Source organism: Psychrobacter sp. 219-2-C, assembly GCF_049560815.1.
Taxonomy (GTDB): Bacteria; Pseudomonadota; Gammaproteobacteria; order Pseudomonadales; family Moraxellaceae; genus Psychrobacter; species Psychrobacter faecalis.
On sequence record NZ_CP186933.1, the window covers coordinates 2,786,905 to 2,809,510 of the forward strand.

At 42.8% G+C, this 22,606-nt stretch carries 17 protein-coding genes, 4 tRNA genes and 1 pseudogene; 14 read left to right on the plus strand and 8 right to left on the minus strand.

Annotated elements, in window-relative coordinates; translation table 11 throughout:
- Positions 1–166 precede the first annotated feature (166 nt).
- Both serA and ACPEGP_RS11475 read left to right on the plus strand, forming a co-directional pair.
- Complete coding sequence (gene serA, locus ACPEGP_RS11470) at positions 167–1,393, plus strand: phosphoglycerate dehydrogenase (protein WP_423813498.1); 1,227 nt, start codon at positions 167–169, stop codon at positions 1,391–1,393.
- Positions 1,394–1,742: 349 nt separating this feature from the next.
- Positions 1,743–2,276 carry a DUF488 family protein gene (locus tag ACPEGP_RS11475; RefSeq protein WP_423813499.1) on the plus strand — a complete coding sequence of 178 codons (534 nt, stop codon included), beginning with the start codon at positions 1,743–1,745 and terminating at the stop codon, positions 2,274–2,276.
- 108 nt (positions 2,277–2,384) lie between these two features.
- Here ACPEGP_RS11475 and ACPEGP_RS11480 read toward each other — a convergent pair whose 3' ends face one another.
- The 4 genes and pseudogenes from ACPEGP_RS11480 to metX all read right to left on the minus strand — a co-directional run.
- Positions 2,385–3,440 carry a rhodanese-related sulfurtransferase gene (locus tag ACPEGP_RS11480; protein ID WP_423813500.1) on the minus strand — a complete coding sequence of 352 codons (1,056 nt, stop codon included), beginning with the start codon at positions 3,438–3,440 and terminating at the stop codon, positions 2,385–2,387.
- Between the two features lie 246 nt (positions 3,441–3,686).
- Positions 3,687–4,268, minus strand: coding sequence for a tetratricopeptide repeat protein (locus tag ACPEGP_RS11485; RefSeq protein ID WP_068404007.1), 582 nt, complete (start codon positions 4,266–4,268; stop codon positions 3,687–3,689).
- A 422-nt stretch (positions 4,269–4,690) separates the two neighbouring features.
- On the minus strand, positions 4,691–5,308 hold the full coding sequence (gene metW / locus ACPEGP_RS11490) for a methionine biosynthesis protein MetW (RefSeq protein WP_286797699.1): 618 nt from the start codon (positions 5,306–5,308) through the stop codon (positions 4,691–4,693).
- A 26-nt stretch (positions 5,309–5,334) separates the two neighbouring features.
- Positions 5,335–6,654 (minus strand): annotated as a pseudogene (gene metX / locus ACPEGP_RS11495) (homoserine O-acetyltransferase MetX); the annotation flags it as partial.
- 554 nt (positions 6,655–7,208) lie between these two features.
- On the opposite strand from metX, the gene hemH reads away from it, so the two are divergent.
- Complete coding sequence (gene hemH, locus ACPEGP_RS11500) at positions 7,209–8,228, plus strand: ferrochelatase (RefSeq protein WP_423813501.1); 1,020 nt, start codon at positions 7,209–7,211, stop codon at positions 8,226–8,228.
- 84 nt (positions 8,229–8,312) lie between these two features.
- On the opposite strand, the gene ACPEGP_RS11505 is transcribed toward hemH, so the two are convergent.
- From ACPEGP_RS11505 to ACPEGP_RS11520, 4 genes are all read right to left on the minus strand, one after another.
- Entirely contained in the window at positions 8,313–8,654 is a 342-nt protein-coding gene (locus ACPEGP_RS11505; protein WP_068404012.1) for a hypothetical protein, read from the minus strand.
- A 246-nt stretch (positions 8,655–8,900) separates the two neighbouring features.
- Entirely contained in the window at positions 8,901–9,365 is a 465-nt protein-coding gene (locus tag ACPEGP_RS11510; RefSeq protein ID WP_225211629.1) for a hypothetical protein, read from the minus strand.
- 290 nt (positions 9,366–9,655) lie between these two features.
- Positions 9,656–12,622 (minus strand): DNA polymerase I, encoded by a 2,967-nt coding sequence (gene polA, locus ACPEGP_RS11515; protein ID WP_423813502.1) that lies wholly within the window; start codon positions 12,620–12,622, stop codon positions 9,656–9,658.
- Between the two features lie 245 nt (positions 12,623–12,867).
- On the minus strand, positions 12,868–13,281 hold the full coding sequence (locus ACPEGP_RS11520) for an organic hydroperoxide resistance protein (RefSeq protein ID WP_144298045.1): 414 nt from the start codon (positions 13,279–13,281) through the stop codon (positions 12,868–12,870).
- A 304-nt stretch (positions 13,282–13,585) separates the two neighbouring features.
- Between ACPEGP_RS11520 and ACPEGP_RS11525 the strand changes: the two genes are divergently transcribed.
- The 11 genes from ACPEGP_RS11525 (at position 13,586) to rimI (ending at position 22,601) form a co-directional block, all read left to right on the plus strand.
- On the plus strand, positions 13,586–14,503 hold the full coding sequence (locus ACPEGP_RS11525) for a hypothetical protein (RefSeq protein ID WP_423813503.1): 918 nt from the start codon (positions 13,586–13,588) through the stop codon (positions 14,501–14,503).
- A gap of 188 nt (positions 14,504–14,691) precedes the next feature.
- A complete protein-coding gene (locus ACPEGP_RS11530; RefSeq protein WP_144298043.1) occupies positions 14,692–16,287 on the plus strand; it encodes a peptide chain release factor 3 in 1,596 nt (531 codons plus the stop codon).
- A 199-nt stretch (positions 16,288–16,486) separates the two neighbouring features.
- Positions 16,487–17,341 (plus strand): RsiV family protein, encoded by an 855-nt coding sequence (locus tag ACPEGP_RS11535; RefSeq protein WP_423813504.1) that lies wholly within the window; start codon positions 16,487–16,489, stop codon positions 17,339–17,341.
- Positions 17,342–17,454: 113 nt separating this feature from the next.
- Positions 17,455–18,498 (plus strand): FHA domain-containing protein, encoded by a 1,044-nt coding sequence (locus tag ACPEGP_RS11540; RefSeq protein WP_423813505.1) that lies wholly within the window; start codon positions 17,455–17,457, stop codon positions 18,496–18,498.
- Positions 18,499–18,803: 305 nt separating this feature from the next.
- Positions 18,804–18,879 (plus strand) — tRNA-Thr (locus ACPEGP_RS11545).
- Between the two features lie 64 nt (positions 18,880–18,943).
- Positions 18,944–19,027, plus strand: a tRNA-Tyr gene (locus tag ACPEGP_RS11550).
- An 85-nt stretch (positions 19,028–19,112) separates the two neighbouring features.
- Positions 19,113–19,186 (plus strand) — tRNA-Gly (locus ACPEGP_RS11555).
- A gap of 112 nt (positions 19,187–19,298) precedes the next feature.
- A tRNA-Thr gene (locus ACPEGP_RS11560) sits at positions 19,299–19,373 on the plus strand.
- Positions 19,374–19,826: 453 nt separating this feature from the next.
- Complete coding sequence (tuf, locus tag ACPEGP_RS11565; protein WP_068404023.1) at positions 19,827–21,017, plus strand: elongation factor Tu; 1,191 nt, start codon at positions 19,827–19,829, stop codon at positions 21,015–21,017.
- A 279-nt stretch (positions 21,018–21,296) separates the two neighbouring features.
- The gene (locus ACPEGP_RS11570) at positions 21,297–21,824 is read left to right on the plus strand and encodes a peroxiredoxin (protein WP_068404024.1); all 528 of its coding nucleotides are present in this window, start codon (positions 21,297–21,299) and stop codon (positions 21,822–21,824) included.
- 291 nt (positions 21,825–22,115) lie between these two features.
- Positions 22,116–22,601, plus strand: a complete 486-nt coding sequence (gene rimI, locus ACPEGP_RS11575; RefSeq protein ID WP_423813506.1) for a ribosomal protein S18-alanine N-acetyltransferase — start codon at positions 22,116–22,118, stop codon at positions 22,599–22,601.
- Positions 22,602–22,606 lie beyond the last annotated feature (5 nt).

Below are 22,606 nucleotides of genomic sequence, written 5' to 3' on the forward strand. Positions count from 1 at the left end.
TGATTCACTATAGCATAAAAAGTTTTCAGGCTTGATAAGCAATAATTCATCTAATCTGCTAACATCGCTGCCAAATTTTGTGTAAGATATCCAGACTGTTTTCGTTTCATCCATCAGACTTATCCCACTGATGATTTTTATAAGACAATTATAGGACAGTTCTCACATGGCGTTATCACTACAAAAAGACAAGATCCGGTTTTTATTGCTTGAAGGTCTACATGACAATGCGTTAAAAGTATTGGAAGGGGCTGGTTACCATAACATCGAGAATATCAGTCACGCCCTAGATCAAGATGAGCTGATCGAAAAGATTAAAGATGCTCACTTCATCGGTATCCGCTCGCGCACGCAGCTGACGCGTGAAGTCCTTGAGCACGCCCACAAGCTGATCGGTATTGGCTGTTTTTGTATCGGTACCAACCAAGTCGACTTGGACGCCGCTCGTGATTTGGGTATTCCTGTCTTTAACGCCCCATATTCGAATACTCGTTCGGTCGCTGAGTTGGTGCTTGCCGAAGCCATCATGCTATATCGCGGTATCCCTGAAAAAAATGCCACTGTCCATCGCGGTGGTTGGGGCAAATCTGCGACCAACTCCCATGAAGTACGTGGTAAGACGATCGGTATCGTCGGTTACGGCTCGATTGGCTCGCAATTGTCGGTATTGGCTGAAAGCTTTGGCATGAAAGTCATCTATCATGATGTCGTGACCAAATTGCCACTCGGTAACGCCGTCCAAGTTGGTAGCTTAGAAGAGTTATTATCAACCGCTGATATCGTTACCTTGCATGTGCCTGATGTTCCAAGCACGCGCTATATGATGAAAGCTGAGCAGTTTGCCCATATGAAAGATGGCAGCTACTTTATCAACGCCGCTCGCGGTACCTGTGTTGAGATTGATGATTTGGCAGCAGTTCTTGAGTCTGGTAAAATCTTGGGCGCAGCGATTGACGTGTTTCCAAAAGAGCCAAAATCAGCAGATGAAGAGTTTGAGTCACCACTGCGTAAATTTGACAACGTTATCTTGACGCCGCATATCGGTGGTTCAACCCAAGAAGCCCAAGCAAATATCGGTCTTGAAGTTGCCGATAAGTTTGTTCGTTACTCTGACCAAGGTGATACTGCAACCGCTGTGAACTTCCCCGAAGTTTCTGTGCCGTTTAAAGAAGGCTCGCATCGTTTGCTACATATACATAGAAACGTTCCAGGCGTACTATCACAGATTAACCGTCTGTTTGCCGAAGCGCATATCAACATTTTAGCGCAGAGCTTAATGACGGAAGGTGATGTGGGTTATCTGGTGATGGATGTTGATTATAACGATTCAACAGCCGCGCTCGATCAACTAAAAGACGTTGAAGAAACCATTCGCGTACGTATCTTATTTTAATAGATTATTCATAACGTTTCAGACTGACGGTATAAAGATACGTTTAACGTCTTAAAGTAAGTTAAATGAAATAGCAGATGACCTTGGTGGTTGTCTGCTATTTTTTTATGTTGGGTATCGTTATAAGTAGTAGAGATATAGAGATGTAGAGTTTTTTAGTTTGCTTTGCTTGATTTTGCTGCGTTAGCGACCTTTGCCCACGATTGTCCTACAAAAGTCCTAATGAGTGAGCAGGTTGAGGCTGGTTAATATTAAATGAGAAAAACCACTGAACCATTCAAAACAAGACCATGCAAAATAAGACGACAACAATAAATATTAAAACGACAACTTTATAACGGCTTAACCCATGACCACCACATTTTATACGATTGGACATTCGACCCGTAGCCTTGATGAGCTGACTGAGATGCTTCAAGCAGCCGATATCGAACTGCTCGTTGATGTGCGCAGCTTTCCGCGTTCTCGCAGCAACCCTGTTTTTAATATCGATACTTTTCCAAAAGCGCTCAGTCAAGTTGGCATCAGTTATCAGCACTGCGCCGACCTTGGCGGGCGACGCCCGAAACAAAAGCAAGTTGATGAAAATATCAATGATCTGTGGCGTGTGCAAGCTTTTCATAACTACGCGGATTATGCGTTAAGTGATACTTTTCAAGCCGCCCTCGATCAACTCATTCAACTCGGGAAAAAACAGCGCCTTACCCTTATGTGTTCTGAAGCAGTATGGTGGCGTTGCCATCGGCGTATCATTACCGATTATTTACTGCTTAGAGGCTATAGGGTAGAGCATATTATGGGCGTTGGCCGCTTAGATCCTGCTAAGCCAACACCTGGGGCTGAGCTAAATAGTCAAGACCAAGTAATTTATCCAGCGGTATAAAAAAGGGTCAAAAAAAGAGACGCTGTTGGTCTCTTTTTTTATAACTCTTATTTAACAAGCCTTATTTAATAAACCTTAATGCCGTTAAGCTTTGGTTGTTTTATCTTATTAAGCTTTGGCTTTATTGGCGGCTTCCGCTTGACGGCGAGCTTCAATCTTAGCTGCTTTGCGCTTTTCAATCACATCGATCACATCGCTACCGATATGCGCCTCACCACGTTTTTTCGCCAGCTGCATTTGATGCTCGCGCTCACGAAAACGCGCTTTTTGCTCTTCGGTTGCTTTATCGATACAATGCGGGCACGATTCGCCTTTGACATAGGCGGCGCTTTGCATATCATCTTGAGTAATTGGCATGCGGCAAGCAAAACATTGCTCATAGTTGCCTTTTTCTAGGTTATGATTGACCGACACGCGGTTATCAAAGACGAAGCAATCACCTTGCCACATGGACTCGCTGGCTGGAATTTCTTCTAAATATTTTAAGATACCGCCTTCTAAATGATACACCTCTTCAAAGCCTTGCTCGCGCATAAATGCTGTCGATTTCTCACAGCGGATGCCGCCAGTACAGAACATAGCGACTTTTTTATGTTTCGCTGGGTCAAGTTCTTTTGCCACATACTCTGGAAACTCACGGAAAGTTTCAGTATTTGGATTGACCGCGTTTTGAAAAGTACCGATTTGTACTTCGTAATCGTTACGGGTATCAATCAAAATAACGTCAGGGTCTGAGATAAGCGCATTCCATTCGCTTGGCTTTACGTAGCGACCAACCGATTGTAATGGGTCGATATTCTCCACGCCCATAGTGACGATTTCTTTTTTTAGCTTCACTTTAGTGCGATAAAAAGGCTGGGCATCGGTATACGACTCTTTAAAAGTAAAGCTGCCGATGGCTTCGATACTGCGCAAATAATCTAAGACGTTATCAATACCTTGGCGGTTACCAGAAATCGTGCCGTTAATACCTTCGCTGGCGATTAATAACGTGCCTTTGACGTCATTCTCTAGCATGGTGTTTAAGATTGGTTCACGATATTGCTCAAAATCGGCAAAGCGGGTGAACTTATAAAGGGCGGCAACCACGATATTGTTGATGACGCTATCGTATTCGGTGGCGTGGGTTGACGCTTGTACGTCAGTCGTTTGTGAGGTACTCATGTGTTTCTCCTGCTGGCTAGGTCGCAAACCTAGTGCATTGGTTTAAGTATGTAGATTAGCTATAACACTAGCGCAATTGTGGAATTGACTAATGCGGGCGTAGTTTAACAAATTTTAAAAAGGTTTTGGAGGTTTTATCCTTCTATAATTTCATCGAAATATGATAGATCATAAAAATGGCAAATAAAAAAGCCCAGTATGATACTGAGCTTTTTTATATTTACTGTGTAAAGTCTAAATTAGAGTTTACTTACTTTGGAACCAAGTATCGGCTTTGCTACGCGCGCTAGCGATATCAGCACTTGATAAGTTCAATGCCAATTGACCGATTTTACCGCGTGCTTTATTGCGGACTTTTTCATCCAGCATGCCATCACGAGCAGCTAAGTCATACCATTTATAAGCATCGACCAGATTTTTTTGCTTTTCATCGAGCAGGGCAAGCGTATAGCTGGCACGGTTATCGCCACGCATCGCGGCTTTTTCTAACCATAGACGCGCTTGTTGCAAGTTAGGTTGAACGCCTTCACCGCGCAAGTACATGATGGCAAGATTCAACTGAGCAGGGGCAACGCCTTGCTGAGCGGCCTTGGTATACCACTGGATAGCTTGCTGGGTGTTTTGGGCGACGCCTTCACCTTTTTGCAAACGCTTGGCTAAGTAAAACTGGGCGTGGTTATTACCTTGGGCAGCGCTGGCAGACAGCTCACTGATAGGCATTAGCTCGAAACGTGAGGTATCAAGTGGCACGTTTGATATTAACTCAGCGTTGGCAAGGCCCGCACAAGAAAACAAGGCAGTAAACAACGCAGCTTTTAATAATTTCATAGCAGCTCCAAAATTAGGCAGTTAATAAGCAAAAGAAAAAGTTGCACCGCTAAAATGGTCTCGCTTGAGACAGTTAGGCGGCGATAACAATTAGGTGAAATTTTGCGCTACCTTCTTACCTAATCATTAGCAATAACATTTATATATTTAGTGGGTCTTGCCTCAAATAGAGCCGATAGACGGTTAAAAAATCCGATAAACGGTCGTATATGGGGTATGACTGACACTATTTCGCTAGCTTAACACCCAAACTTACGAAACTCAAATACTAATTACACGATTTAATGCCTACTTATACCTCGCGGTCCTCAATAAAATCATAGAGTTACTTAAGCGTAAGAATAAATTAACATTCTATTAAGGTTAACATTATTACCTTTTTACTTAAATTTTCGTTAATAATAAGCGTATAAACCTCACTATTAAGCAGGTTTTTGTTTGGTGACCCGATAAATAGCGACGTCTGCGAGCAGATTGGGCGCTTGCCTAATTAATGCGGTCATCAGCGGTGTATGCCCTTTTTCAGAATCACTGACCGCAAAGCGATTAATGATATGAATATCATGCTGCGCGCACAGCTGTTCAAAGTCTTTAAAAGTACACAAGTGAATGTTTGGAGTGTTATACCACTCATAAGGCAGGGCTTCTGAAACTGGCATCAGACCCTTTAAGCCTAAATGCAGGCGGTTTTGCCAATGGGCAAAGTTAGGAAAGGTAATCACGGCTTCACGGGCAACGCGTAGCATATCGAGCAGCAATATATCAGGCGCTTTTACCGCTTGCAGGGCGCGCGCCATAACCACGGTATCGAAGCTATTATCGGCAAAACGACTTAAGCCATCATTGAGATCTTGCTCGACGATAGATAAGCCTCTAGTGATGGCTTCATTGATTTTATCTTCGTCAATCTCAAGTCCGTAACCGGTGACGCCTAGATTTTGCTGTAAATGCGCGAGCAGCTCGCCATTACCGCAGCCTAAATCCAGCACATGCGAGTGCGGCGCTATCCAACGCTCAGCCAATTGATGATCCATTCTCATGAGCGTGCTCCTTTGGCTTTCAAGCGATTAGCAATAAATGGCGCGGTCAAAAAGCCTTTAACTGCACCCATATAACGTGGAATATCGAATAAAAACGAATCATGACCGTGCGGGGCGTCGACATTGATATAGCTGACTGGTTTGCCTGTTGCCATCAGCGCATCGACAATCTCTTGTGAGCGCTCGGGCGCAAAACGCCAGTCGGTGGTAAATGACACCACCAAATACTGACACTGCGTATGAGCAAAGGCAGCTTTTAGCGCGTTCAGCTCTTTTGCATTGACTACATTGACGTTATCAGCGTTGTCAGTATTATCAATAGTGGCGCTATTATTTAGCGTTTTATCAAGCTCATTTTCGGTAGAATCGGCTTTTACTGCGGCGGCGAGGGAGGTTTCTAGCTCTGCCGAGGATTGTATTGATGAGTCTGCTGCTGAAGGATAATCACGCGTCGGGTCAAAATAATCTAACGCTTTGGTCATGAGCAAATAAGTATTGGCATCGAAGTTTTCGCTAAAGCGTTCGCCTTGATAGCGCAAATAGCTCTCGACTTGAAACTCGACATCATAGCCATACATAAACTTGCCAGATTTTAAATCACGGCCAAATTTCGCTTTCATCGCATCATCGGTTAAGTAGGTGATATGACCGACCATGCGTGCAAGAATAAGCCCGCGCCGAGGATAAGTACCCGCCTGTAAGTAACGCCCGTCTTTAAAATCAGGGTCGGATAATATCGACTGGCGCGCGACTTCATTAAAGGCAATGTTTTGCGCAGAAAGCTTTGGCGTACTGGCTATGACCACGCAGCGTTTTAAGCGTTCTGGATAATCGACCGACCATTGCATGGCTTGCATGCCGCCCATTGAGCCACCGACAATGGCATGCCAAACCTCAATACCCAAGCGGTCTGAGAGCATGGCTTGGGTTTTTACCCAATCTTTAATGGTGACAAGGGGGAAGTCAGGGCCATAAACCTGCGCTTCACCTTCATCGCTTAGACTATCTGGATTGATAGTCGTTGGACCGGTAGAGCCAAAGCAGCTGCCGATATTATTGACGCAAACCACAAAAAACTGATTGGTATCGATGGCTTTATTAGGGCCAATCATATTGTCCCACCAGCCTGCTTTTTTATCGTCGTCACTATGGAAGCCTGCCGCATGATGGCTACCTGATAAGGCATGACAAATCAAAATGGCGTTTGATTTGTCGCTATTGAGCGTGCCATAAGTTTCAAAGATTAAATCGAATGAGGGTAGGGTGCGATTGCATTCTAAGGTCAATGGCTCAGCGAAATGAAAAGTCTGCGGCGTGACGAGGCCAACTGAGCCTACCGAATCGATAGAATCGGTCGCATTAGCAGAATGGTTGGTGGAATGCTCACTGGTACTATCAGAACGTGCGCTCAAAGCTACCTCACAAAACAACAGTTACAGTTATGGATAAAACAATGGTCATGGATAAAAAACGGTTATAAATAAAACAAACCTAGAATCGCGACAATAATAGGTCCAACTACTTTCTTGTTATAAGCTTGTCTATTGTATGGCGATGCGCCTAGGAGTACAACCTTGATAGGCAGTCTTTCAGGCAAAGTATCAGTTGCTAACTTATTAGTGTTCTAGCAATCCTAAACCGCAAGCGTTTTGCCCTGCGTTTTTGGTAGATAAAATGCTACACTGATGATAAGTATCAGCCTTTTTATTTAACCATAATTTGGTATGTGATTGACTATCGTCTGCTTAGTATATTTTGATAATTGCCAAGGGTGATTAATTAAGGCTTAATAGTACTATTGCTAAATAAATGGCTAAAATATATGAGTTTTGAAATTCCTTTTAGCTGATCAAAGCCTATAACTTCACAATAACATAATTCAAGAATAGATAATGCCCTTATGAAACCTCAATTGCCGCCCCGTATTGCCGTCTTATTAGTCAACCTAGGTACGCCAGATGAGCCGACCGCGCCCGCCGTCCGTCGTTATCTAAAACAGTTTTTGTCCGACCCGCGTGTGATTGAAATCCCTCAATTCTTGTGGGCGATTATTTTAAATCTGTTTGTCCTACCAAGTCGCCCAAAACGTGTAGCAAAAGCCTATGCCAGTATTTGGGAAGGCGATTCGCCCATTCGCAAAATATTAAACAGACAAGTTGAGCTGCTCGAGCCGCGCTTGGCAAATAGCGTGGCGCCATTTCGCGTTTCTGTACATGCAGCGATGAGCTATGGCAATCCGGGTTTGCCTGACGTGATGGATACACTAAAAAGCGAGGGCGTTGACCATTTTGTTATCTTGCCGTTATTTCCGCAGTATTCTGCCTCGTCTGGCGGTGCCGTCTATGATGCCTTGACCAAATGGACGCTCAAGCAACGCAACTTGCCAAACTATAGCATTGTCAAAGACTACTTTGCGCATCCGCTGTATATTCAAGCATTGGCTAACTCGATTCGCCGCTTTCAAGCCGAGCATGGCAAGCCTGAAAAGCTGATGTTTAGTTTTCACGGGATTCCGCAGCCTTATGCCGATAAAGGCGATCCGTACCCAAAACGTTGTAAATGTACTGCCGCGCAAGTGGCGCACGAACTTGGTCTACAAGATGACGAGTGGATTATCAGCTTTCAGTCGCGCTTTGGTAAGCAAGAATGGGTCAAGCCGTATACCGATGTGGTATTAGAAGATTGGGGTAAGTCTGGGGTACGTTCGGTACAAGTGATTAGTCCGGCATTCTCTGCTGATTGCTTAGAAACATTGGAAGAATTGGCAATCGAAAACCGTGATAATTTCTTAAATGCAGGCGGGCAAGAGTATCATTATATTCCAGCATTAAACCTAGATGAGGCGCATATTGATTTGCTTGAAGCATTGAGTTTGCCGTTGGTTAAAGGCTGGGCTGATACACTCGATGGCTGGGTTTAATAGTTTTCTTAAATCAAAAAAATACCGGACATAATGTTCGGTATTTTTTTCTAAATTATTTGCTGTTTTATTCAGGTGTAATGTCTAAAAATTGTCATCATTAGAAACTTTAGCCGCATCTCTGTCTGCGATATCGACAATATCGGGATAATCTTTATCGTCTAGATTGTCTTCGACCAACACCTCATCAATCCGAGCTTCATCGATATTTTGGCGATGTATCGGTGTCAGTCCTTGGGTGGCGTCCGTACCGACTTCAGAATTATTAAATCCTGCGCTATTATCGATGACATCGTCGTCATCAAAGGTGTGCAGCATAGGATTGTTTAAATCAATCTCTTGGCTACCGTCTTCATTATCATCAATGCTGCTATCGCCTTCGATATGATCCATCTCTTCTGGTAATGGGGTTTTTGAATTGTCCATGGTTATGTCCTCATTATAGTTATAATTACGATTAAACGGGTTGTTTATAATTATCAAAATTATGCTTATCAGTTTGCCGCGTTATAATTGCAACTAATAGTAGTGAGGTGTCACAGGATGTGCAAAAAATGTAAGGATAGATAAAAAGCGGCTGCCAGTACGAGTTAAGTAGGCAGCCATAAAAAAGTTTTAGCGTTAATTATTTTTCTAAAAACTATTTTAGACAGTTAACTTAGAACAATTAACCTAGTAATTGGCATTGCAAGGTTGGTGTTGATTTGGTTGATGTAAAAAATAATTTTCAAAATCGCCAAGTTTAAACCGCCACAAGTAAATCAAGGCAATCGCATAAACACTGGTTTCTGCAATTTCTTCGACCATTTCTCCGATGCTTTCAGGGATTAGGATGGCGTTTTCACCCATATACTCTAACAATGCCAGTGCAACTACAGTGAGATATAGGGATAGTGGTACCTTTTTTAATACAGCCCATAGATAACGCCAGCTATAGGTCAAAAAACCCACAATGAGTAGATAGACCGTTAATAGTACAGCGTCTTCCCACCAATCATAAGAATGGTTCAAAAATGAAAAATTACTGGGAATAAAGAGTTCAGGCACGTAGTTTAATTCACGACGTATCACAGCAAAAAATACTAATACGGATGCCAACCAAAAATATTGACCCAGTTTGAGCTGACTTTGTTTCATATATTGAGCACAGCGGAATATGCAGGCGAATAACATAATGATACCTGGTAGTTCGATGATGCTATCTGAATGTAAAATGGAACGCTCCTAGCTTTAAAAATAAAAAAGTGAGCGCGAAGGCTCACTTTATATCGTAAATTACCGCGTAAACACCAATATTTAAAACATTAACAGGTAAAAACCAAGCGGTAAAAAACCATCTGACGTAGACTTATTATACTGCGAAGGAAAGCTTACGGCTATTAGCATTTATAAACGCTATCGTTTAAACTTTTCTTTTATTTCAGTCATTAATGCGCTTCGTCCCAATTGCTACCAATATCGGTTTCAACCAATAACGGTACGGCAAAGTCCACATTCCAGCCTTTTGCAACAGCCGTTGTGGTCAGGACATCCTGCATAGCGTCGGTAATCAGCTGACGAATACTATCGACCTTATCGCTATCGACTTCGAACACCAGTTCATCATGGACTTGCAGCAGCATTTTTGCGTGCTCTTTTGGCAAGACTTTATCGACCGCTATCATCGCAAGCTTGATTAAATCAGCCGCTGAGCCTTGCAGTGGGGCGTTAATCGCCGCCCGTTCAGCGCCTTGCTTGACCATACGATTGCTATGATTGATATCAGGCGTATAAAGCTTACGGCCTAATATTGTCTCAACATAACCTTTTTCATAAGCGCTGGCACGGGTATTAATCATATAGTCTTTCACACTTGGATAACGCTCAAAGTACATATCGATATAATCTTGCGCCTCGCCGCGGCTCATCTGTAGCTGCTTGGCCAGTCCAAAGGCACTCATGCCGTAGAGTAGACCAAAGTTAATGGCTTTAGCATTGCGGCGCTCAGTGGCGCTGACCGCTTCAACGGCTTTGCCCAATACTTCAGCAGCGGTTGCCGTGTGAATATCTAAGCCTTCGTTAAAGGCGCGCGTTAAATTGACATCGCCTGAAAAATGCGCCATCAGACGTAGCTCAATTTGTGAGTAATCCGCGGCTAAAATCACTCGACCTTCTGGGGCAATAAACGCTTGGCGAATCAGACGACCGGTCGCGGTACGAATAGGAATGTTTTGTAAGTTAGGATCGGTTGAAGATAAGCGTCCAGTGCTGGTCAATGCTTGATGGTAGCTGGTATGCACGCGGTCAGTCTCGCTATCTGCGACATTATCGAGTGCATCGGTATAGGTGCTTTTAAGCTTTGATAAGCCGCGATATTCAAGGACAATTTCTACCAACGGGTGGTTAATCTTTGATAATACCGCTTCTCCAGTTGAGTACTGACCTGACTTGGTTTTTTTACCACCCGGCACGCCAAGCTTTTCAAACAGCATCTCACCAAGCTGCTTTGGTGAGCCAAGATTAAACTCTTCGCCAGCGACTTCATACGCGCGTTTTTCTAGCGCAATGATTTCTTCGTCGAAACGTTTGGATAGCTCGTTTAAAAACGGGCGCTTGATTAAAATGCCATTTGCTTCCATTTGGCAGAGTATCTCAGCCGTTGGAATCTCTAACTCGTGTAGCAGCTTGGCATTGTTTTCATCTGCCGCCAGTTTTTCGCTAAATAACTCAAACAGCTGATAGGTAATGTCGGCATCTTCACAGGCATAATCGCTGGCCAAATCAATGGCAACTTGGTCAAAACTTACTTGCTTTGCGCCTTTACCAGCGACATCTTCGAAGCTAATGGTCTGCGTATGCAAATAATGGCGCGCCAAATCATCCATACCGTGGCGAGTAGCGGCTGCGTTAATCACATAGCTGGCAAGCATGGTATCCATCGCCCAGTTATTAGGTTTGGCATGAATACTGCCTAATAGATCGATATCATAAAAGCTAAGAATATGGGCATCATATTTTAAATGTTGACCGATTTTACCAATGTTTGGATTTTCTAAGATGGGTTTTAAGCGCGTCAAAACCATATTGCGGTCAAGCTGTTTGGTAGTCAGCTCATCGCCTTCTAGACTATGAGTTAATGGCACATAATAAGCTTCGTGAGCTTTTACCGCAAAAGACAAGCCAACCAATTCAGCCTGACGCCAATAAACGCTGGTGGTTTCGGTATCAATGACAAAATGCGGTGCAGATTCTAATAATGTAACCAAGCTATCAAAAGCAGGTTCATCTAAAACCGTGTGCCACGCTTTATCATGAGTTTTACTGTCTTTGATATTATCGATAATACTTGATTGTAGCGATTTGGCGATTTGTGCTTGCGATTCGGCATCTGCTTGACTGTCGGCAACGCTTTGTGCGCCATTCTCATTAGCATTGGCTGGATGATTGGGATGGTCGAGTGATGCCAGCTCATTTTTAAATTCAAGCTCGCTATAGAGCGCGCGTAGCTCATCGATATGAGCGCACGGGTCGGTATTGATTTTTAAATCTCGCCAATCTTGACCAATTTCTAAATCAGTGACGATGGTTGCTAATTGCGCATTAAAGGGAATGTCGTCGGCATATTCGACCAGATTTTTGCCAGCGCGTCCTTTGATATTGGCGACGTTTTTGAGCATGTTATCAATGTTGCCGTATTCGTTAAGCAAGTCTTTGGCGGTTTTTTTACCGATACCGGGTACGCCTTTGATACCATCAGAGGAGTCGCCCATCAGCGTTAAAAAGTCAATCATTTGATTAGGATTAATGCCAAATTTTTCGACCACGCCTGCGCTATCAGTGACTTTACCGGTAAAGCTGTCTTCTAGTATCACGCAGTCATTAATCAGCTGCATCATATCTTTATCACCGGTCGAGATAACCACATGATGACCTTCGGCAACGGCGCGATGGGCTAGAGTGCCAATAATATCGTCTGCTTCCGCGCCTTCGATACGCAATAGTGGAATCCCTAGCGCCACCACCAAACTATGAATATAAGGAATCTGCTCGGCAAGCTCCACATCCATTTTTGGTCGATTGGCTTTATATTCTTCTGACATGGCATGACGAAAAGTCGGTGATTTGGTATCAAAACAAACCGCCATATGGGTTGGATGATAACGGCGCATCAGTTTTAATAACGCATTTAACGTCCCACGTATGGCGTTGGTGACCAGCCCTTGAGAGTTTTGCATGGTCTTTGGCAAGGCATGATAGGTGCGAAATAAATAATAAGAACCGTCGACTAAAATAAAAGGCGGCTGCTCTTTATTGACATGGCTAGTATCCATGGTCGCTACATTTGGCATGGTGACAAAGTTTGGTAGCGTATTGGGATTAATGGGCGAGTGCGAGTTGTGATCGTTGTCGGTCATAGAAAGTCACTTATCAAATTGGGCAGCAAGTATTGGGTAAAAACAGATATTGAATAAAGAATTGGATGAAAAGATAGCTTCATTATAACGATAAAATACCTTCTTGCCGAATGGATGGCGAACTAATAAATGGTTGGTAAAAAACTAGCAGTTAAGAACCTAAATACCAGCCAATAAAAAAGAACCCAGACCAGCTGAGTTCTTTTATCAGTTTTCTTCTGACTAATTAATATTTTTTCTAAGAGTTATTTTACTTCTGACGTCACTTCACTATCGATATTGCCATGGGTGGCTTTTGAATATGGGCAGACTTTATTGGCTTTTTCGACCAGTTTTTGAAATTCGTCGGCCGATAGTTCTGTATTTTCACCGATTACATGGATTTTTGCTGCCAATTTAAAGTCCAAACCTTCGCCTTTCATTAAATCTACTGATACTTCGGTAGTCGAGTCAAATTTTGCTTTTTCTTCGCCTTTGACCGCTGCCAGTGCGCCATCAAAACAAGCAGCATAACCCATAGCAAATAACTGCTCTGGGTTGTTACCGTCTTTACCAGAACCCGGTGCAACCATGTTAATGGTCAAATCACTATCTTTTAGACTCGCATTACCAGTACGGCCGCCAGTAACGGTAGCTTGTGTAGAATACAATGTTTTCATAACATATCCTTTGTTGTTGATTTTTATAATTAAATGATCTATCTACTATGTGACCTTCCTTAAAAGGCGATTTTACATAGTAACTCCTTAGATTAGCACAGTGGGTAACGCTGAACGTATCGCGCAAGTTTAGAAATGGTAACTTGCTAAAATGTCTAATCAGAGTTTTCTAAAACCACAATAGTAGGATTTTGATATGTAAATAACGATACTATTAATGTAAACTAATCACAAAAAGTATTTTACTAACATATTACAGTAACCAAATTAGCTAAAAAGCGTCTAATCATAAGGACATTGTTTAATGAATGCCTCGCTAAATAAATGGATTTTATTACCAAGTATCGTCTCTCTAGTGGCACTTGCGCTCAGCGGCTGCGAAGAAGAGGACGTGTTTTTTGGCGTAGGCAGTAGCAATAATATAACGCTGAACAGATTTGCCGATAGCTATGACAGTAAAGCCAATGCGACTGCGATTGCGCGCATCGACGAAACCTACCGTACCGGTGATTATGAGATTAAAACCAGAAATCTTGTCAATAACTACAGTAATCAAAGTTTAAATACTTTAGACAAAACGGTACTAGCCGATAAGTTCGAAGGACGATTGGAACACAAAAATATTGAAGTCAGTGGGCGCACGGTCAAACGGCCTATTTATGAAAAAAACAGCAATAACAAGTTCAATTATCAAACCACTTATAAAACCTTAGATTTATCAGATGTGAAAGCCGATGATTACCGTGCAGGCGTTCCGCTAAGCAATAGTCGCGGCATTATGACAGCCTTAAATCACTATTCTAAGCTGCCAACCAATTTAGCGTTTCCAGCAGGCTCGGTTTGCTATATTCCCGTTGTCAGCAGCGAGCGCGCATTTTTAGCCTTTAACGAAAGAGACAAAACAGGATACTCGTCGCTTGATAAATGGATTGAAGCAGCCGAAGCACGTTTTAATGATGATAGAGATTATAGTACCTCAAGGTTTGGCGTTGGTATCAATAATAAGCAAAAAGCGGCGCAAGTGATGTTTTTTGAGTATAAAGACCAACCGGCTTATCAGTACAATGGGGTTGAATATAGTAAAGATATTTATGAAGCGGATTATATCGCCGAAGGCAACAGCAATCCAAATACCAACAGCTTTCGCGGTGTGGTCGATTGCACGATTGTCAATGATGTCGCCGCTGACTTTTTAGAACGAGAAATCAAGCGTTATTACTAAAGCTAAGAGCGCCTAACGCTTAAAGGTTTTTGAAATTTAAAAATATCCGCACTCTCTACTTAGTTAATAGAAAGTGTTTTTTATGCGCTAATTCTGCAACCAAACGCTAAATCCGCTACAATACGCCCATTATTTATCTTATTTGTTTAGCGTGATTTCTAAATCACACAACCGTTGAAGCCGAAATTATGAGCGTAGATCCAAAGAAATTAAGCAAAGAAGTCGCCAAACGCCGCACCTTTGCCATTATCTCGCATCCCGATGCGGGTAAGACCACCATGACCGAAAAGTTACTGCTATGGGGGCAGGCGATTCAGGTGGTTGGTGAAGTAAAAGGCCGCAAAACTGACCGTCATGCGACATCTGATTGGATGAGTATGGAGCAGGAGCGTGGTATCTCTATCACCACCTCGGTCATGCAGTTTCCTTATAAAGACCATATGGTCAACCTGCTAGACACCCCGGGTCACGCCGACTTTAGTGAAGATACGTATCGTACTCTGACCGCGGTAGACAGTGCGCTAATGATGGTCGATGGCGCAAAAGGTGTCGAAGAGCGGACCATCAAGCTGATGGAAGTTTGCCGGATGCGTGATACGCCCATCATCTCATTTGTCAATAAACTTGACCGTCAGATTCGTGAGCCGCTTGAGCTACTCAGCGAAATCGAAGCAGTATTAAAGATTAAATGTATTCCGGTCACGTGGCCGATTGGTATGGGGCAAGATTTCGTTGGTGTTTATCATCTAACCGAAAACAAAACTTACCTATATGAAAAGGGTCATGGCGGTGAGATGACAGTCTCTGAAACGCGCGAAGGCTACGATTATCCTGATATCCGTGAGCGCTTGGGCAAGCTGATGTTTGATTCTTTTGAAGAATCGCTTGAGCTGGTACAAATGGCACTCGAAGACTTTGAAGTCGAGGCGTTTTTAAAAGGTGAGATGACGCCTGTATTGTTCGGGACGGCACTGGGTAACTTTGGCGTCAACATGGTACTTGATACCTTGATTAAATATGCACCGCCGCCAAAATCGCATCCGACCAATGAGCGCGAAGTCGCCGCAACCGAAACCGAATTTAGCGGTTTTGTATTTAAGATTCAGGCCAATATGGATCCGCGTCACCGTGACCGCATTGCTTTTTTGCGCGTGTGCTCTGGTAAATATGAAAAAGGCATGAAAATGAAGCACGTGCGCTTGGGTAAAGACGTGCGTATTGCCGATGCTTTAACGTTTTTAGCAGGTGACCGTGAAGCGCTAGAAGAAGCCTACCCGGGTGATATCATTGGCTTACATAACCACGGAACCATTTCGATTGGCGACAGCTTTACCGAAGGCGAAGAATTAAACTTTACTGGTATTCCGCACTTTGCTCCTGAATTGTTCCGCCGTGTGGTGCTAAAAGACCCGCTTAAATCAAAAGCGCTGCAAAAAGGTTTGCAGCAATTGAGCGAAGAGGGCGCAACGCAGGTCTTTATGCCGCAGATTAATAACGATTTAATCTTGGGCGCGGTCGGTGTCCTACAGTTTGAAGTGGTCGCCCACCGTCTAAAAGAAGAATACAAAGTTCAGTGTATCTTTGAGCCGGTATCGATTGCGACCGTACGCTGGATTCATTGTGATGATGAAGTGGCGCTGGCGAAGTTTAAGAAAAAAGCCCATGACCAATTATCAATAGATGGTGGTGGCTATTTGACCTATCTTGCGCCATCTCGGGTGAACTTGCAGCTGATGCAAGACCGCTATCCTGAGATTACTTTTAGCAATACGCGCGAGCATTAAAATTAGCTTATGAATTCTTATTCTTACCTTTAAAAGACACGCTATCGTGTCTTTTTTATTACGAAAAATTTTGTCGCAGTCAAATATAAGTGCCCGCCTCAACATTAAGTACTCAAAAACACAAACAGTGCGCCTACAATACGGCGTAATAGTTACGGTAGAATATCAATAAACCTTATTTGTAAGTGAAAGAGTCTATATGAAATCTACAACTGACATTCATAACAATAACTCAAGATTTACTAAACGATTTCCATCTCAGCACAGCGTGGGACGTCTGGTTACGTTGCTAAGTAGTGGCTTATTACTTGGGGCTTTAAGCCTATCAGCGCAGGCGGGTAGCTTGATTAGTCATAGCGAATATTTAGAATATGAATTGCCTAAAAAAATACAGGAAAAATGTACGGCGCGTGATAATTGCCCAGATATTGAAGTGAAGTACCTTAAGACCAATCATGCTTGGATAAATAAGCTTGCCAATGCGCGTATTGATAATTTAGTGGTCAATAGTAAGCCAACGGAGTCCGCGCCCATCACCAAGAAAAGTAGCCCAGCCGAGGTCAAAGCTGCCATCGACGGTTTTGTTAGCGCGCAGTTTGCCGACTTACCGCAAGACAGCATTTTCGTCTATAACTTAATGGTGACGCCTGAATACTTGGGTCATGTGAATGATTTTGAGCTGTTTGAAATAAACTCTTATGTCTTCACTGGTGGCGCTCATGGCATGCCATATAGCGAGTATTTGATATTTGACCAAAAAACTGAGAAACAAATTCAGTTAGCAGATATGCTACAGCCTAACAAAAAATCAAAATTTAAAGCGCTTGCTTACGATGCTTATAAAGATTGGGTAAAAACGGTCGATGAAGATGCGGCAAGCTATGAGAAAAACTGGCCATTTACCTTAAGTGAGAACGTAACCTTGACTGATAAAGGGATCGATATTCGTTATCAGCATTATGCTATTGGCCCCTACGCATACGGTATGCCCGTACTGAGTATTCCTTACAACAAGCTTGGCGGTATTATAAAACCTCGCTTTATAGCTAAATAATGTCAACAATAATTTTAGCCAGTATGAAGATAATTGTATAAGAACAGCCATTTATAGAAAGTTATTAGATAAAAATAGCCATTGAATATTTTATAAAAATAAGGAGTGATAACATGACAAACCATACAGAAACTGCACATACACCTGTGACGACAGAGGGTGCAACTTGGCAACTTAATGCCCTGACCGAAGCTTTAGGCGATCTGACCTTGAGCGTCAGTGACAGCCTGTCTGTTGGACGCGGTAGCGATAATGACGTGGTGCTCGGTAGCAAGCAAGTGTCGCGCAATCACGCGGTCTTGAGCGTATTAAATGGTGAGCTATACGTTAAGGACTTAGAGTCATCGAACGGCACTTTTATCAATGAGCAGCGGATTGAGGGCAACAAATCTCAGCGCCTTAATGCCAATGATACGCTAGGCTTTGCAAGTTTTGACTTTCAGGTAATTGCGCCTGTTGCTGCGACCTTGGATAATGAACAAGCTGCTCCAGTTGTGTCGAATGAGCCAGTATTAAGCGCAAACAGTGATACGTCTACTGAATCGATACCAGCCGCGGCCGAACCTGCCGTTGTAGCGCCAATCGTTAGCGAAGCAGCAGATAAAGAAGCTGATGTTAAAAAGACTGTTGTCGAAGAGCCAGTTATTAAAGAAGCTAGGGTTGATGAGCCCATTGTTCAAGAAGCAACAGTTAAAGAGCCAACAATTAAAGAAACAGTAAACACAGAAGCAGTAAACAAAGAGACCGGAATTGATGAAGTATTATCCGCAGCTGATACTAGCGAGCCATCAACTTCGCCTACAACTAGCGCACCGGTTGTAGAAGAACCAGCAGCGAGCGCCGTTCGTCAGGCTCAATATGATACCGATGCGGCAGCGCATGATAAGACCACGACGACCACCTTGCAAGAAGAGGCGGATCCCGATGTCCTACGTGCTAAGCAAGCCGCTACCGCCCAGTTTTCGGGCACGGCCAATTTGGGTCAGCCGCGCGACCTTGGTACATCAGGTAATAATGCCATGGATCAAGCGCTTAATAATCCTGCTAATGCGGGACAAGCTGAGAAAAGACCGAGTGGTGGCTGGTTTATCTGGGTATTTATTGCTATTTTAATCATTGGCCTCGCGCTATGGTTGTTTAATAAAGGCAGTATGTAAGAGTTCTATCTTTATAAACTAAACGGCATTCTTAAAGAAATAAAGCAGCTGCCCGCTTATAAAGATGATGGATTTCATAAAAAACTATGCAGTTTTTATAAAACCATGCAATAAAGACGGGCAGTTTATGCTTTAAATGATGTCTCGTTAATTTAGCTTCGAAAAAAGCTGCAATTTCATATCAGGAAAAATAGCAATACAATCAAGTGTTTGACAGCTTTTATGAAAATAAAGCTAAAAAAAATGAAAAAGGGCTTGCGTCTAGAAAAATATTTGATAGAATAGCCACCACTTTGAGAGAACAAGCCGACTTAGCTCAGTTGGTAGAGCAACTGACTTGTAATCAGTAGGTCGCCAGTTCGATCCCGGCAGTCGGCACCATCTCTTTCAAAGTCGCTTTTTATGAATTTACTTTCAATTGAAGTGATTTATATCAAGCAATCTAGGTGGGATTGGGGAGCGGTCAAACCCAACAGACTGTAAATCTGTCGCGAAAGCTTCGAAGGTTCGAATCCTTCTCCCACCACCATATTTGTTTTAAGTATGTCCTAGCGCCAAGCATACTCTTTATCTTGTACGACTCTTAATTAGAGTCAAATAATATAAGAGTAAATGCGGGTGTGGTATAATGGTAACACCTTAGCCTTCCAAGCTAATGACGCGGGTTCGATTCCCGCCACCCGCTCCATATATGCACCTTCGCAGCAACTATCAAACATCACGACAGTCGGTTATTAGCTGTATCGTGATATTTTTTTTAGTACAACCCATAGGTTGGCTACTGTAGTTTTTAAAAGCATGCTCATATAGCTCAGCGGTAGAGCACTCCCTTGGTAAGGGAGAGGTCTTGAGTTCAATTCTCAATATGAGCTCCATTTATTGTTCAAGCCTTGTCTATATGCTTTACTATTTTGATAAAGCATCACATTTCGACAAGACAATGTATATTACAAAATATTGTAGCAATATCGAATTATAAAATATTGAAAATTATAAATAGAGTGTGGCAATTAATCATTTAAAGGTGACACTAAGGTGTTGCCTTTTAGTGCTGTCAGTAGGTTTATAAATCTAATTTTTAGCAATATCTATAAAAAGCTGTTTTGTCAATGCGCGCTAGCAACTAGCACAATATGCAAGCGATTGAAAAACAAGTATAATGCCCATATATAAACATGTGATTAAGCTAGTAAGCATCTTGAATACATTCATTTTAGTAGCTAAACCATAGCGTCAACGGTTTGATGGTTATTACGCATCATGAGCCGTCAAACAGCTATTTACCGATCTTTGATTGTTAAAGATTCATCAATAAAGAGGAAATACCCATGGCAAAGGCCAAGTTTGAACGCAGCAAGCCACACGTCAACGTCGGTACCATCGGACACGTTGACCACGGTAAAACAACATTAACCGCCGCTATCGCAACCGTAGCCGCAATCACCTCTGGTGGCGAAGCCAAAGACTACGCCGCTATTGATAGCGCACCAGAAGAAAAAGCACGTGGCATCACCATCAACACCTCACACGTAGAATATGACACCCCAACCCGTCACTACGCCCACGTTGATTGCCCAGGTCACGCCGACTATGTTAAAAACATGATCACCGGTGCAGCCCAAATGGACGGCGCAATCCTAGTCGTATCAGCAACTGACGGCCCTATGCCACAAACCCGTGAGCACATCCTGCTATCACGTCAGGTTGGCGTACCGTACATCATCGTCTTCATGAACAAATGTGACCTTGTTGACGACGAAGAATTGCTTGAGCTAGTAGAAATGGAAGTTCGTGAACTTCTTAACGACTACGACTTCCCAGGCGACGACACCCCAATCGTCAAAGGGAGTGCCACCCAAGCCCTTAAAGGCGACGAAGGTCAATACGGCCAACCAGCCGTTGTAGAACTACTAGGCATCCTAGACACCTACATCCCAGAGCCAGAGCGTGACGTTGACAAAGCATTCCTAATGCCAATCGAAGACGTATTCTCAATCTCAGGCCGTGGTACCGTAGTAACCGGTCGTGTTGAATCAGGTATCGTACGTGTTGGTGACGAAATCGAAATCGTCGGTATCCGTGACACCCAAAAAACCACCTGTACTGGCGTAGAGATGTTCCGTAAACTGCTAGACGAAGGTCGTGCAGGCGAAAACTGTGGCGTACTACTACGTGGTACTAAGCGTGAAGACGTACAACGTGGCCAAGTACTAGCCAAGCCAGGTTCAATCACCCCTCATACTAAATTTGACGCCGAAGTATACGTACTGTCAAAAGAAGAGGGTGGTCGTCACACACCATTCCTAAACGGCTATCGTCCACAGTTCTACTTCCGTACCACTGACGTAACTGGCGCAATCCAATTACAAGACGGTACTGAAATGGTTATGCCTGGTGACAACGTTGAGATGGGCGTAGAGCTTATCCACCCAATCGCTATGGACAAAGGTCTTCGCTTCGCAATTCGTGAAGGCGGCCGTACCGTAGGCGCTGGTGTTGTTGCTAACGTTCTTAGCTAAGCATCAAAACCCTAACGCTATACAGTTATCTAAGCGTTAAGCAGTAAGAAAAAAGCCATCCTGATAAAGGGTGGCTTTTTTTATGGGGTATGAATGCGGATAAGGGGTTAAATAATAGGATTTTTCTCTAATTTGAAAAAATAAATTCCAAAGCTATAAATTATAAGGACTGATTTATATATAGTAGATTAAAGATTTGCTTATAGATAACTATAACCTTTATTATATAGCGGTAGCATTTTAAAAATAAAAACACAATAACCTAAATTGGAGTAAATAATGATTACCCATGTACCTGATGTGACTTTCAAAACTCGTGTTCGTGATGAATCTATCGGCGGAGACAACCCATTCAAATGGTATGACCTAACCACAGATGAGTTATTTGCCAATAAAAAAGTGGTGGTTTTCTCACTCCCAGGTGCCTTTACGCCAACGTGTTCGACCAGCCATTTACCTCGTTATGAAGCGCTTTACGATGAATTTAAGGCATTAGGCGTAGACGAAATCGTTTGCATTTCTGTCAATGATGCCTTTGTCATGTACCAATGGGGCCTGAAGCAAAACCGTGAAAACGTTTTCTTGCTTCCTGACGGCAATGGTGAGTTCACTCGTAAAATGGGCATGCTGGTTGATAAGAGCAATCTTGGCTTTGGTATGCGCTCATGGCGGTATTCGATGTATGTCGATAACAAAGAAATCAAAAAAGTGTTTAAAGAAGCGGGTTTTGATGACAATTGTCCAACAGATCCATTTGAAGTATCAGATGCAGATACCATGTTAGAATATTTGAAAAGTAATGCTTAATCACAATTCTTAAGTGCATTGACGTTCGACTGGTATCATCGGGCGTCGATAAATACTTGAATGCTGAAGCTCAAATACTGTCGAACTGCTTAATCCTTAAGTATAAGGGCTAAGCAGTTTTTTTATGTTTTCTACAAAATTTTGGTAATATTAAAATAAACGTCTAAGATATCTTTGAATATAGGCAGCTTAGGTATGTATTTATGACATATATAGAATGCCATTTATGAATAAGTTTAAAAATTACGCTAACATAGCCGTTAAGGCATAAGAAAAATAAAAGGAAAAGCGGTGTTTATTATAAAGAAATTAGCAACCAATACCTCAGAGCGACAACAAGCGCTTCAAGCAGTCGCAAATATTGAAACGCTCGTACAGCCGCACGACGCATGGACTGAGCAGACATTGACTGAGATGCTCGCGCAAGATAGTACGCATATAATGATAGTGTATAAACCAGAAGAGGAAGCAGGCTATAAGATCGTTGGTTATTGTTTATATCAAGTGGTTTTTGAGCAAGCAGAGATATTACGTATCGGCACCCATCCTGATTATCAGCGTCAAGGTATTGCCTCGCAGCTTTTTGCTACATTAAATAATGAGTTAATAAATAATAAGGTAGAGAGCTTATTATTAGAAGTGCGCGCAGATAATGCACCAGCGCTTGCTTTATATGAGCGGCAAGGTTTTGTCGTCATTCATAAGCGAAAGAGTTATTATCAACTGCCGCATCGGCCCGCTATCGATGCCTTGATTATGCAGCGATTTTACGATTAACAATG

What these genes read in the sequence shown, in the direction of transcription:
- ACPEGP_RS11540 (WP_423813505.1), top strand. Translation starts at nt 17,455, where the DNA reads ATGACAAACCATACAGAAACTGCACATACACCTGTGACGACAGAGGGT.
- ACPEGP_RS11520 (WP_144298045.1), bottom strand. Translation starts at nt 13,281, where the DNA reads ATGAAAACATTGTATTCTACACAAGCTACCGTTACTGGCGGCCGTACT.
- ACPEGP_RS11525 (WP_423813503.1), top strand. Translation starts at nt 13,586, where the DNA reads ATGAATGCCTCGCTAAATAAATGGATTTTATTACCAAGTATCGTCTCT.
- ACPEGP_RS11570 (WP_068404024.1), top strand. Translation starts at nt 21,297, where the DNA reads ATGATTACCCATGTACCTGATGTGACTTTCAAAACTCGTGTTCGTGAT.
- ACPEGP_RS11510 (WP_225211629.1), bottom strand. Translation starts at nt 9,365, where the DNA reads ATGAAACAAAGTCAGCTCAAACTGGGTCAATATTTTTGGTTGGCATCC.
- ACPEGP_RS11475 (WP_423813499.1), top strand. Translation starts at nt 1,743, where the DNA reads ATGACCACCACATTTTATACGATTGGACATTCGACCCGTAGCCTTGAT.
- tuf (WP_068404023.1), top strand. Translation starts at nt 19,827, where the DNA reads ATGGCAAAGGCCAAGTTTGAACGCAGCAAGCCACACGTCAACGTCGGT.
- hemH (WP_423813501.1), top strand. Translation starts at nt 7,209, where the DNA reads ATGAAACCTCAATTGCCGCCCCGTATTGCCGTCTTATTAGTCAACCTA.
- metW (WP_286797699.1), bottom strand. Translation starts at nt 5,308, where the DNA reads ATGAGAATGGATCATCAATTGGCTGAGCGTTGGATAGCGCCGCACTCG.
- ACPEGP_RS11485 (WP_068404007.1), bottom strand. Translation starts at nt 4,268, where the DNA reads ATGAAATTATTAAAAGCTGCGTTGTTTACTGCCTTGTTTTCTTGTGCG.
- polA (WP_423813502.1), bottom strand. Translation starts at nt 12,622, where the DNA reads ATGACCGACAACGATCACAACTCGCACTCGCCCATTAATCCCAATACG.
- ACPEGP_RS11530 (WP_144298043.1), top strand. Translation starts at nt 14,692, where the DNA reads ATGAGCGTAGATCCAAAGAAATTAAGCAAAGAAGTCGCCAAACGCCGC.
- ACPEGP_RS11480 (WP_423813500.1), bottom strand. Translation starts at nt 3,440, where the DNA reads ATGAGTACCTCACAAACGACTGACGTACAAGCGTCAACCCACGCCACC.
- ACPEGP_RS11535 (WP_423813504.1), top strand. Translation starts at nt 16,487, where the DNA reads ATGAAATCTACAACTGACATTCATAACAATAACTCAAGATTTACTAAA.
- ACPEGP_RS11505 (WP_068404012.1), bottom strand. Translation starts at nt 8,654, where the DNA reads ATGGACAATTCAAAAACCCCATTACCAGAAGAGATGGATCATATCGAA.
- serA (WP_423813498.1), top strand. Translation starts at nt 167, where the DNA reads ATGGCGTTATCACTACAAAAAGACAAGATCCGGTTTTTATTGCTTGAA.